The 12,674-nt window shown below is 40.9% G+C and carries 10 protein-coding genes and 1 pseudogene; 6 read left to right on the top strand and 5 right to left on the bottom strand.

Annotated features, from left to right (window positions below):
• Positions 1 to 9: 9 nt before the first annotated feature.
• Positions 10 to 1,101, bottom strand: a complete 1,092-nt coding sequence (locus HVZ52_RS07690; RefSeq protein WP_181599072.1) for a DUF4236 domain-containing protein — start codon at positions 1,099 to 1,101, stop codon at positions 10 to 12.
• Between the two features lie 235 nt (positions 1,102 to 1,336).
• Between HVZ52_RS07690 and HVZ52_RS07695 the strand changes: the two genes are divergently transcribed.
• Entirely contained in the window at positions 1,337 to 1,615 is a 279-nt protein-coding gene (locus HVZ52_RS07695) for a YkgJ family cysteine cluster protein (RefSeq protein ID WP_071681929.1), read from the top strand.
• 2 nt (positions 1,616 to 1,617) lie between these two features.
• Here the strand turns inward: HVZ52_RS07695 and HVZ52_RS07700 are convergent, their stop codons facing one another.
• Positions 1,618 to 2,211: a hypothetical protein gene (locus tag HVZ52_RS07700; RefSeq protein ID WP_181599073.1), complete on the bottom strand. Its 594-nt coding sequence runs from the start codon at positions 2,209 to 2,211 to the stop codon at positions 1,618 to 1,620.
• A gap of 707 nt (positions 2,212 to 2,918) precedes the next feature.
• Here HVZ52_RS07700 and HVZ52_RS07705 point away from each other — a divergent pair.
• Together HVZ52_RS07705 and HVZ52_RS07710 are read left to right on the top strand one after the other, a co-directional pair.
• Positions 2,919 to 3,359 (top strand): annotated as a pseudogene (locus HVZ52_RS07705) (inovirus-type Gp2 protein); the annotation flags it as partial.
• A gap of 693 nt (positions 3,360 to 4,052) precedes the next feature.
• On the top strand, positions 4,053 to 5,222 hold the full coding sequence (locus HVZ52_RS07710; RefSeq protein ID WP_181599074.1) for a hypothetical protein: 1,170 nt from the start codon (positions 4,053 to 4,055) through the stop codon (positions 5,220 to 5,222).
• Between the two features lie 288 nt (positions 5,223 to 5,510).
• On the opposite strand, the gene HVZ52_RS07715 is transcribed toward HVZ52_RS07710, so the two are convergent.
• Entirely contained in the window at positions 5,511 to 6,671 is a 1,161-nt protein-coding gene (locus HVZ52_RS07715; protein ID WP_181599075.1) for a lysogenic conversion protein, read from the bottom strand.
• 1,193 nt (positions 6,672 to 7,864) lie between these two features.
• Between HVZ52_RS07715 and HVZ52_RS22920 the strand changes: the two genes are divergently transcribed.
• The 3 genes from HVZ52_RS22920 (at position 7,865) to HVZ52_RS07730 (ending at position 10,912) form a co-directional block, all read left to right on the top strand.
• Positions 7,865 to 8,305 carry a hypothetical protein gene (locus HVZ52_RS22920; protein WP_220132810.1) on the top strand — a complete coding sequence of 147 codons (441 nt, stop codon included), beginning with the start codon at positions 7,865 to 7,867 and terminating at the stop codon, positions 8,303 to 8,305.
• Between the two features lie 54 nt (positions 8,306 to 8,359).
• Positions 8,360 to 9,250, top strand: coding sequence for an SIR2 family protein (locus HVZ52_RS07725; protein ID WP_181599076.1), 891 nt, complete (start codon positions 8,360 to 8,362; stop codon positions 9,248 to 9,250).
• A gap of 798 nt (positions 9,251 to 10,048) precedes the next feature.
• Positions 10,049 to 10,912 carry a DUF6602 domain-containing protein gene (locus tag HVZ52_RS07730; protein ID WP_127341218.1) on the top strand — a complete coding sequence of 288 codons (864 nt, stop codon included), beginning with the start codon at positions 10,049 to 10,051 and terminating at the stop codon, positions 10,910 to 10,912.
• A gap of 293 nt (positions 10,913 to 11,205) precedes the next feature.
• Here HVZ52_RS07730 and HVZ52_RS07735 read toward each other — a convergent pair whose 3' ends face one another.
• Both HVZ52_RS07735 and HVZ52_RS07740 read right to left on the bottom strand, forming a co-directional pair.
• Positions 11,206 to 11,580: a hypothetical protein gene (locus HVZ52_RS07735; protein ID WP_048216548.1), complete on the bottom strand. Its 375-nt coding sequence runs from the start codon at positions 11,578 to 11,580 to the stop codon at positions 11,206 to 11,208.
• A gap of 170 nt (positions 11,581 to 11,750) precedes the next feature.
• Entirely contained in the window at positions 11,751 to 12,365 is a 615-nt protein-coding gene (locus HVZ52_RS07740) for a recombinase family protein (protein WP_181599277.1), read from the bottom strand.
• Positions 12,366 to 12,674 lie beyond the last annotated feature (309 nt).

Here is a 12,674-nt window from a genome sequence, read left to right on the forward strand (position 1 = left end):
ACGACTTAACTAAGAAGATATGACTTTCTTGCTAAGTGTTTCAATTGCATGTGAAAAACATTCCCCATACCCAATTTTAGACAGCTGTAATAACTCATTTAGTCCAGAATGACTTGTGAACGAAAGATTTTCATATAGACATATAGGAATTTCTGTATTGTCTTTAAATCGTCTGTCAGGACCACCCGATTTGTTAACATACTTCCATGTCCTGCCAACGACTAAGGCATCTCCAGGCACACTTTCGCTTTCAATGAACTGACCATTACCAACGTTAATGAATAGTTGGTCATAACTAACAGCACCGACACCGTCACGGTCAAAAACGAGTACTCTATCTGGAAAGAAATGTAATGTTTGACGACCTACATTGATGGCAATCGTCTCAATATTTGTTTTAACGAATGGAGGCTTTGATTTGCTGATAGAGGTTGTTTTTCTACGTAGCAAGTTACTTGCTCCGGCATGATATTTAGGGTCATAAACAGCTCCAGAAGCTTCTACGTGCCATACCTTTGAGCAGCTTGCAAGCATAGCCCCACTATCATGAAGTTGCTGGTAACATGCCATCATTTCGTCATCAAAGTCATAAAAAAGAACAGTGGTCTTTCTTAGCTGATCGTACATGTAAGCAAAAACGGAAACAGCTCCCCCTGCGATAAATCCTATTGCCAGGCACCATTCAGGCCATGCCTGTGAAAAACCGTAAAGTAAAATTGCAATCGAAAGGAAAATAGCGAAGGACCATATTTGTAACTTCTTACGTTTGTTATTCAACTCTTCAAGCAGTTCTCGGGAACTGGAATCAACGATTTCCGAGATATGAGATGACTCGATTTCCTCAAGAGGTGCATGCGTATTGTCATGTTCTACTGGGGATTCATCAGGTACACGTTGAACCTTCTTGCCGTCCTGTGGGAGCATACTTGGTGAAAGCGAAGCACGATAATAGACCCCGCCAGCGCCGATGTGGATGTAATTTCCTCTTGGGCCAGTACCAAACCTCAGTCCTTTTATACCAATAGATGCACCGACTCCTGATTTGGATAGGTTGAACCTCATCGGTCCAACGCGAATGCTCTTCTTAACATAAAAGCCCATAGTAACTCCATGTAATAAGTTGCATGAAAATGCATCTGAGCAAGATTTTACACTGAAAAAATGAAGAGGTTAAGAAAAGCATATGGGGGTATTTATGCTTCTATTCCCATATTTTCAATACATTGAAAATGAATAGTCACATTACTTTAAAATTTGGACATATACGGCAGACTATCAGCCAGTAAGACATTCTGTTACTGTCAATGACCAATGGACGATGAGCAAGGAATCAGTAATGAAATGTCGTACCGATTGTGGGGCTTGTTGTACTGCCCCATCGATTTCAAGCCCAATCCCAGGAATGTCGCAGGGTAAGCCTGCTAATGTAAGATGTGTTCAGTTATCTGAAGATAACCTGTGTAGCATCTTTGGGTCGCCCCTACGCCCAAAAATATGCAGTAGTCTTAAACCATCAATAGAAATGTGTGCTACGAACCGCGATGAGGCTATGATTTACCTTATACAGTTGGAAGAGGCAACAGCGCCTTCGGATGAGAACGGCGTCCACCTATAATTTTATGTGACATTGTTTTGTTTTTTTAACCTCTCATTTTCTTTGCGCAAAGTTTGAACTTCCTCTAATAAGGAGGCGTCGGAAGCTGCAGTTAGCGACGATTTTTTAATCTTCGATGGCCCGCGTCTTTTCGTGACAAGTTTATATTCAGAATCAAAACGCAGGTTAACGTAACTATGCTTCGAATCGGGTTTGGTGACCTTGTAGGTCGTTTCATAAACCGAGCATCTTTTTGTTGAGCTTATGAACATAGACTCGCCACAGAAAACCATTTCAGGTGCTGACAGGTATGCTACGTTGCCTTCACAGACGAAAAGGTAGCACAACGCTGATTGGCGATTTTTTAATATAGTTATGCTCAGGCGAGCAACGCCTATGTGTTTGTGCTGAGGAAGACGTTGTTTAATCTTTCTAACTCGATCTACTTCGCTTTTATCGAGTCCCCGTCTTTGGGCTATGGTTGAGAAAGAACGCTCAAAATCGAGATGTAAATCAACTTCTTTATTGTCAACTCGGTTCAGTTTTACGTTGGAATCGCGAAGAAAATAAGATTCGCTTTCTGTTCTTTTGGGAAAGATTGTAAAGTACAATTTCATGGTTACATCCACTTGGATTTGTTGTTGATGCCATTATTTATCATCTTTCACGGACAATCAAAATTTGTATGTCCCATAAGTCGTGACATATAAAGACATGCATTTATAACATATTGATATATATGATTTTTTATTTGCGTTAAAACTCTTGAATGAGACATGTAAAGGACATATATTGTTTTATGTTATTGTTTTTTATTATTTTAATTTTTCGTTATAATATATAGCAACTTCGGCTGCGCCTCGTTGAAATCATACCCAAGCAATAATTCTGAAAGAACTCGAGCGAAGCGAGTTCAGACGTGAGCGTAGCGAACGGATGACAGGGATCAGCCTAATCAGAATTTTTAATAACATAATATAACTACTACGAGTCGCGTAGCGACGAAGTATCACGCAGTGAGCGAAGCGAACAAGTGATGGTCTTACTGTTAACATTCAAAAATGCTGTGTGTCACTTCGGCTTCGCCTCGTGAAACTTCGTCGCTACGCGACTCGTGGGTAATAATTAGGTCGGTAGATTTGGTAAGGTAAAAGACAGTGATCTGAATATACGTTAATTGTATTTGTTTAAAGCTGTAATGTTCTTCGTTCGTGATTCATAACCCTTCCAGATCTTACATACTGGTTTTCCTGTATCGTTTCATTGCTGTGCTCCCCAGTTTCAAAGAGGATACAGTCTTCGATTGGCTCAACCTTTTCGCTCTAACGAATACATACGCAAACTGTTCAAACGATTACGTGCCCGCCTGGAGTCAGGGAACAACGGTTTATCGGAACCTATTATCGATTTTGCTTACGGTTGGGTTTGCGAACAGGAAAAGGCATCACAGCCCCATTACCATTGCTGGATTGCACTTCCACATCGTTCGGTAAGGTGGTTTGGAACTCCTGAAAGAGGGATCGCTGGTATTATTACGGAAATCTGGATGAAACTGACAGGTGGTAAAGCAACGCTGGTAAACTTGTCTAAAGCTACGAAGGACTATCCCGATCACTACGTCATTCATCGTGAATATCCTTCATCACTTGAAGGTCCGATATTCTGGCTTTCTTACCTGGCAAAAGAACGCGGTAAGTTGCAAACAGGGAAGAGAACACGCATGTACTCAACATCGAAATTAAGTAGTAAAGCACTGAATTCGTAAATGTCGCACAGGAAGCCCGTAGAGCGCTTTTCTTTCCAGGACGTGCAATACCATTGTCCATATCATAAAAATCGCTTGCAGCCTCGCACAGGGCGTTTTAAAGCATGATTTGTACCTGATTAACTGTATGCTTCGATCAGTGGCTTGATAGCTCACCGATAATTGCTTTGCTTAGAGAATCATACATTACTTCAAGATTCCGAGCGAAGCGAGGGACGCGAACGTAGTGAGTGTCTAACTACATAACTACACTTTTAAATTTTTATATTTTATATATAGAGAAAAATGTAGTTTTTTGACTATTTCTTAACCAGTATTCACTGTCCGTCTTCGCTTCGCTTGACGGAACTCGCTTCGCTCGTAATTCAGGACATAACTTCAAAAGTTGAAGCGAGTGTTTATGTTTTCACAAGTGGCAGAACGTTTTGTTCAATGATCATTGTCCGGTCAGAATCGAAGAAAAAGTATTAGATTTGGCCTGACACTGCTTTGGCGCAGATCCTCTCCCAATTTGACACTCCGCCCCGTGCCAGAAGCGGAAGTTGAACAACCATCTGAGCGATCAAAATATAACAATATTTTGATGGTGCAGCGGGTATCACTACCTTAAAACATGATATGTAAGAGGGATTGATTGCTGCCAGGAACCCAGACGGGATTTATCGTTGATGGAGCCAACTTGAGATATCCATTATGAAGAGAGCAATAGCGCACAAAAATGATCGTCTGCCAGCGCCGAGAATAAATCACTTTACCCCTGAAGCGAGGCAGCGTGTTATCAATGGACTTGTTGCGACGGCTAAAGCTGACTTTGTATCCTTAGTTTACTGGCTGAAAACAGGTAAACAGAATGGTGAACCTATTCCGTTAGATAAATGCGAAAGTCTTCGAACCGCTATTCTTAATCTTGGAACCCTTAAAGCTGGTGTGCAAACCGACTGGAAGCATGCGATCCAGTTGATGGAAAAAGAAATCAAAAAAAGCCATCAACTGCATGCCTCGGTTCCTGCTCCCTCGCAGCTTGTTACTGGTGTTTTAAGAAATCTTAATGATATCAGTGAGAAGATCGCTGCGGGTAAAGCTGTTCCCGAGATGCTTGGCAGGCTCGAAAATATGCAGCAAATGATTGCCAACCTCAAGGGTAATGAGGGTCTGATTAAAAGTATCAGCATTCTAACCCGAAGCGCACAGGATGCCTTGCGTGGCTATAGCAAGAAGCAGCCAAAATCAAAAGTTAGGAAGCCTGAAAAAGCAAATCCTCTCCTTCGTGATGAGCAATCCTTTCGTGCCGAGTGTGCCCCTCTAGTCGGGGAAAACGATATTTTCATAATCGCTAGTTGCCTTATTTCAATGTCGGCTCGGTTGGGGCAGTCACCTATTAGCTTGGCTAAAAGAGCAGCCGCTTTAAAAGGTGTCATCAAAACTGAGCTTTTGACCGAACTGCTGGAGTTACTTCAACAGGATGTAGAGTTGAATGCCTTAGTACCGCTCCACAGAGACAAAGATGACAATACTCGTAGTGATGGTGGTAAGCTTGTTGGATTGACAGGGGTCGTTGAGGGGGGCTCCTCTATCGGTGTGGAAGCGCAGCGCATTATTACCGCAGAACTTAAAAAGCTCGCGTATATCTCCGCAGTTCAGCGCGTTTATCTGGATACAGCTCGTTTAGGACTGGCTTTGGAAAACGATACGTTTAAGGTTATCGATGAGGTAAAACGTATTGCTGAGAAGCACAATTGGAGTCCATTATCGGTTGCGGTGTATGCGACTTACAAAACGCCTGGCATAAGACCGGATATCGCCGGAGATGTGATTACTTTACTGGCACAGGATGAGGTTCTTTCAGCGACCGTCAAACGATAACTTTATTTGTATTAGCTCAGATTTGGCCTGACTGAGGTGTGGCGCAGGGCCGGACTTAATCTGACAGTCCGCTCCGTGCCATAAGCGGAACTTGCTAACACCATGCTATATTAGTTAGCTGGGAGCACATGATATAAGCCATAACAATGTCCTTTTTACAAATCTTATGAAATAAGAAAAAATAAATCGGAAATTTCCCTGTGATAAATGCGGGGTTCTAATGGATACTAGAGCAGAAAAGAGAAACCCTGTATAAACAGGGCTTTTTATTTTCCGCCTGATGATAATTTAACCTCGGAAAAATTCACCTTCATTATAATCAATATTTATAATTATCGTCGGAATTATAGGTCCCTGCTCTGAAATAAGTAAATTTAAATATTGCTCAAACTTATGTTGTATTAACTTTGCAACCTGAATGCCATATTTTTTTAGAAAATAATCATAACGAGTGCGATAATACCAGACAAAATCATCATAATCTATTTGTAAGAGGCTCAAAAGACTGACATCATCGATCATCAAACCAAGGTTTTGAATATGGCTAGGAATATATCCAGATGACTTATAGAAACGCCTTTGACGATCATAGCCCTTCATAGTTACGCCATGATAACTTGTCAGCAAGTCATCTATCATTTTTGACCATTCGCATGTCCTGTCTATATCGCCATTTTTGAATTTAACCTCTCTTCCCATGGTTTGAAATTTGAGCATTTCATCGATGATTGCATCTAAGTAATTTTTTGTTACACCGAGACTTTTACTTGACGAATTTTCTGGCCAACCTATCACGTAAGGTCCTGTATTTTCAGGGGGTTTATAGTTCCACGCTTCATATTTCGGCATCATCAGATACTTGGCGCAATCAGCGAGTCCCGGTTGATATCCACCAAGTTTGTACGTCCCTATTTCATTACCAGATGCTTTAGTACCAGGATATAAGGTCAGCAATTCTTCCCGGTTAACCGATTCAAGTAACTTCCTTTCTTTTTCTGTTGAAGGTCCATCCGGCAATAAATTGTTTTTTTCTGAGCACTTGCCCTGTAATAAAACGGCACGGACTTTTTTAAAACCATTTTGGCTGTTAAATTCATTGAAGATAAACAAAAGGTCTGCTAGTTCGCAGTTAAGGACTTCATCTTTCCTAGCTTTAAGACTTACCTGATTCGTGTTGCCGTAACTCGTAGAGGAGTTTTTCACATTTTCGTGCTTGCTTACGGTAAACTTTGCCTGAGGTGTCCCATCAACCCAAACTGAGTTTGCGCTGACTTTAATGTATGGATTGTTGTTTAAGTATGTTTTTTTAACTTCAGAAACAATGTGATCAAGAGTTTCTACAGAATGTAGGTTTCGTAGCCCCCACCGTTCAAGCGAGGCTCTTTTTTTGTTTTTCTTGTTCAAGTAAACCTTGCGCCAGCACTCCCAACTTAAAGGTTCTGTCATCATATTCATTCCATCGAAGATTCGAATAATGATTATATACGGATTATCTAGAGCCTTGCGACAGGAATATCATTCCAGCGTGATCTGCTCCGCGTTGATTAACACGTCGCAATGTTAGTAATGCGACTATTTGGCTACGAGCTCAACTGCTAGCCTCCGCTCCTCGTTCACCGCAGACCTTCAGTCCAGTGAGCTTGTCCGCTCTGTGCCAAAAGCGGACGATTCAGAAGCTAGCTCTTAATAAAAGCTGACGCATTATCGAACCGGATAACCATGCGTAAAGGCTGTGGATGGCCATATCGAGATGTGTTTCAGCGCTGGAAACAGAATGACAGCAATCAACAACCTGTTTGACTGCTGCGATTTTAAACTCTTCGGTATAACGCTAACCACTCATGGTAACCTCTCTTTAAGTCATCTTAATTGACTCTGAGGTATCTGTTAAACCCGTGGCGATTCAGGGGATGAAGCAGGCAGAATTTGCTGAGGTTGTGGGGACCAGTGTCGATTTGATTCGTAGCTGGGAACAACAGCGGCGCGTACCCTCGGGTATTGCATAAAAAATGCTGTGGCTTATTGAGCGTGAGCCCGCTCTGCTTAATGTACTTCGTGGTATTCGCGTTTAATTTTTCGCTAGCGAATCATTCAGGCAGGTGCACACCGATTTTTTCAGATGGACACATGGTTTGCTTTACAAAGAGCACATATGCAGGGAGTGATGGGGCTGTTTCCGAAACATAGCTGTTTAAAGTGCGCCATGTTTTACACCCGCGCTGCCTCCAGGGCAAACGGTATGGTTGTTGGTAAGGGAAGCTGCCTTTGCAAGCGCGTCCAATACAGATGCGATTGTTTCAGTGGTCGATTTGTATAGCTATAGTGAAACCAACATAAAATTTTGCTATACCTATTCGCTACCTATGTGAAAAACCCACTGACTAGTAGGATGCGTATTGTTAACCCGGGACAAATCCTTGCCCGGAAAGAGCTGCAATTTATAGTCTTGTGGGTTTCTATTGGTAGCAAAGAGGCCCGTCTTGCTCGATGTCATCGAGTGTATAGCCATAATAGATGATAAATTAGGACGGTTCTGGAGTCGTCATAATTGTGTTCACATATGGGCTATTGATATAGATTAAGCCATCCTGAATAGCACCCTAACTGCAGAAGTGCCGTAGAGTGGAGCACGTGAAATTTTCATGAAAAAAACGCCTACATATGAAGAATATCTGAACCATACAGGACTCCATTATCATAAACTCTGGAAAGCAACGGGAGACTCTTGGATCTGCCCAGGATGTGGACGCAGCAAATTTCAGATCATGAGATGGACCCTCCGGTTCCCGAATACGCCTGACGCCTTTATGGATTGGGTTGCTGCATTGCACAAACATCACGACCATTCTAATGATTACATGAACTTAGGAGAGCCTCGGTTTCCTGAAACACTAATTTGTGGTCAGTGTAATTCTGCGGATGGAACAGTAAAAAGAAAGCTAAAACTGCCGAGGAAATTCTCTTTCTCTCCTCAGGAGATGCGGATGTTCATCGAGGCGACACCACACGGAAAACATAAAATTAATTACGAACGAGCACTTGAACTCTTCACTCGACAAAGGAGCAACAATGATCGTGAATGAGTTTAGCACAAAAAATCAACAATATATTTTACGAGTTAAAATCAAATGGTACATATGACAAACACTCTTTTTTTTGGTAATGGAATAAACAGACTTTCTGAAAATCACGTCACCTGGAGTAATTTACTCGATAACATAAAAGGTATCAATAAGTTCGAAAGCGGCCAGTTGCCAAACACTATGGTGTATGAGCGAATCTATCTAGAAAAACATGCGCCAGATAGAAGCGAAAAAAAAGATGAGCTTGAAATAAAAAATGTTATAGCTAACGAACTACGAGAGCAAGGATCAAATGATGTTCTTGAGGAGTTAGCATCGCTACCTTTTAAGAATTATCTTACTACTAATTATGATTACGCCTTAGAAAAGGCGCTTGATATTTCGCCAGTAAAGCTAAGTTCAGAGGAAATTTATAGCTTGAGAAGAAAACGAATGTATGAATCACAGAATAATTCAAAATTCCTGTGGAATATACATGGTGAAATAGACAACCCCAAATCTATTATGCTTGGTTTAGATCATTATTGTGGTTCAGTGAGCAAAATCGATGCTTATGTTAAAGGCAACTACTCACATAAAGTTAATGGCGCTGACGTTTCTGTTAAACCGATGTTAGAAAAACTTAGAGATGCTTCATTTTGTCACACATCATGGGTGGATCTATTTTTCTCAAGCAATGTACACATTATCGGCTTTTCATTAGACTATAGCGAGACTGACATATGGTGGGTGCTAAATAAGCGAGCCCGTTTTTCATCTGAAGCAACAATTAATAACAAAATATATTTTTACACTCATACTATCAGTGATGAAAAAAAAGGACTGCTTGAGGCATTCGGTGTTGAGGTTATTACAATTGATGTGATTGATGATAACTTTGAGGGTATGTATTGGTCTGCTATAAAGAAAATAAATAATAACCTCAATCGAGATACAGAAAACTGACTTAACGTATTGTATTGAAAGGAACTAAATAAGGAAATATTCACTTATAGCAAAAATAACATAGCGCGCCTGACCTGTTCTCCGTTGATTGACACACGGCGATGTTATCGACATCCATGGCGACCTAATTATGAATGTCTTCTGGACGCTCATTACTGAACTGACGATGCGTATCTGCAAAGTTAGGTGTTGTTATCTCAAAACGTTCAGAGCCTACTGGTACGACAGGCACCGGTTAGACAACACGGTATGGCGGATTAAGCCGCCCTGAGGCGGCTTGTCATTATTTGCGCGGCTTCCCGGCATCCGAGCGTTTTTCTCGAACTCTACCATCATTGTTACGATCACGGGGCTGCGTACCACCGCCGGGTTTAGGAACAACTACGCCTGGATTAAGAGGTCTTCTGTCCGCCATATATCTGTTTCCTTAAAGAATGGCAAAGTTGCCGTCTCTTTTGATACGCCTGGTGTCGTTACCTTTCAATCATTATGGGATGATATGTTGCGCAGCATCAACTTTTCCCTCACTCCACTCATAGCGAACATTCCACATATGTCCATCCGCTTTGTGCCAGAAGCTGATGTTCTAACTCTATACTGTGTCAATCTAAGGGGAGAAGGTCAATATTATTAATAAAGGCAAAACTATCTAAGTTATGTCTGGGGATTTATATTTTATACGAATCAATTTGAATGATTATTGCTTTCGTATCCCACTCTTTGTATAGTCACATTGAGTGAAATGGACGATTTATAATTTGATATTATTAACCACTTTTTTGAAAGGAGTAACACACTGTGGAAAAAAATAGCAAAGGTCTAAGAGTTCGTAATTTTTTTGATATTGAAGCTAAAGAAATCATGGAAAGATATCGTGTGATAGAAACTTTATTGCCTAATACAAATTCCAAAGGCGCTTATCACCGAGGTGAGGAAGGACGTTATATTGAATCCTTGTTAAGATCGTTTCTTAATAGCCATCTTCCCTCTAATCTAAAAGCCATGTCTGGATTTATTCTTAGCCCCTCAACTAAAACAGGAATTGAGGATAATACTCGTGTTGAAAACTTTCCAGATCGTCATTCAAGGCAATTAGATATTATAGTGTATGATGTTGCCAATTATCCAATCTATGAAAAATTTGAAGAATTCTGTATTGTCCCACCTGAAGGTGTTGTGAGTATAATATCCGTAAAAAAGAAATTAAAGACAAATGACATTCACCATGAGGTTAAAGCATTAAGAGATGCTGCCACCTTATGCTCTGGAAATAAAAAGAGAACGCCTCACACAGCTATTTTTTCTTTTGATAGTGACATCAAAACATTGAGAGGTCTCAATGCGAAAATATTCTCAAGCATTTCAAAGGAGAATGGAGGGTCTTTTTCCACTCTTATTAACGAAGTTATAGTTGCAAATAAGACTTGTATATTTAAACTTAGAAAGGACAACACGACTGTAGAAGGTCATGCTCAATATGTGGGTGTGGATTGTACAAAAAGACCTCATATCACGTTGCAGAGAATACTTCAAAGCATATTATCGGTTCACTATGATACCTCTAGAGGTAGTACAATTAATAGACCAGGATTTGTATCTTTCGAAAAAAATACATTTGCCGATTCTCCCAAAATTGGTACAATTCCATATGATTATGACTAGGTAAAAGTACTTATATTTCCAAACACCAGTTACTTAAGTTGTCTTTTTGCAATATAATTTAATTTAGCACGAAGACATAATTAAAATCATCATACCTGACTAGTCCTGGTTTGTATTTAGGTGGCCAGCTCTCTATGTCTCAAGGCATTTTGTTATAAGTATGCATTGCGAACCCCGCGGCTCGCTCACAGCGGAACTTTTGCTCAGTCAGTTAGTCCGCTCCATAGCAGGAGCGGACGTGGAGAACAACAGTCTTAGTTGAGCAACGGGGAGCTGGTTAGCATTTTTACTCATCACTTTCGCAGACCAACCCTTATAAGATCATGAGGGAATAAAGGCTTAATCATTATCTTATCGTTAAAAATAAATAGTTTAGGTGACAGGGCGATGACATCGTAGATATTATCGACAATGAGTTGTAGATGGGTTCTGAACACGGGCACATTCGCATCATCCGCTACGACAAATACAGTTTCATTGCCTAAGTCGCTCACGTTAAACATCTCATGACTAGGTTCATAATCGCTAAAGTCCATTTCCGACCATTTGAGATCACCGCTATACCATGGATATTGAAGAAAAATATCCATTACCGCACTCAAATCATCCCCTTCCATAACATTAAAATCTGTCTTGAGAAGGTCCTTACATTCCTCAAACAATGTCATGTCCATTCCCTTTAGGCTTTATAGCTGAATATTTTTATCATATCCTCCCTGGATGATTGTTTAAAGGAATTAGGAACGTCCTCTGATCGCTCAGAGCGGACAGTCAGATTTGATTGTACTCTTTCTGCGGTAACTGTCAGTTCGAGTCCGAGCTGATACACTTATTTGAACTAGCTTACCAATTCCTTTTTGATCCTGTAGAACGTTGCACGACTTATATCAGCAGCTTTCATTATGTGGGCTGGTTTAACGTTCTGTGCCAACATTTCGCGTACCACTTCACGGGCTTGCATATCCTTTTCTTTCCCCGTATACAAACCTGCCTGTTTTGCTTTCGCGATCCCCTGGGCTTGGCGTTTACGACGGGTTTCATAATCTTGTCGTGCCATTGTTGCGAGGATATCGATCAGCATGGCATTGACTGCTCTCAGAATGCCGCTGGTAAGGTTGTTACCGGACATTTCAACTATCTGCCAACTGGTCGGTAAGTCAATTGATACAATAACCAGTCCTTTACTGTTCAGCGTAGCTTTGAGTTCAGCCCATTCTTCATGGTGAAGACGACTGAGACGGTCAATCGCTTCAATTAGAAGCAAATCGCCAGGCTGTGCTTCCGCAAGTAGGCGCATCAGTTCCATACGCTCCAGCTTCGCACCACTTGCATTCTCAATGTATTCTCCGGCAATCAACCAGTTTTTGCTTCGCGCAAATTCGCGCAGGCTAACTAATGCACGATCAGCATGTTGGCCTTCAGTAGATGCGCGACAGTAGATACGGACATTCATTATGGATTCTCTTTTAAATATCAATTTAATACCCATATGATACATCACATTGTTTTGTTGTCAATAGAGTTAAATTAAACCCTATTGAGACTTTATGTCATGGTCTTTATCAGGTATACCCAAAAGAGATATCTTATCAGCAATTTCCCTTGCGGATATTTGGGGGCTTGATGGTACAAAACAGGGTAGTCAAAAAATCTAGGCTAAATTCATTCTCCAATCGCGCCCCTATATGGGCTTCCTTGTAAGTGTTGTTGCGCATCATCATTGTTCAGGTGTAATTTTAGGTAACCTCCTAAAAACACAGAA

The organism is Citrobacter sp. RHB36-C18 (assembly GCF_013814485.1).
Classification (GTDB): domain Bacteria; phylum Pseudomonadota; class Gammaproteobacteria; order Enterobacterales; family Enterobacteriaceae; genus Citrobacter; species Citrobacter braakii.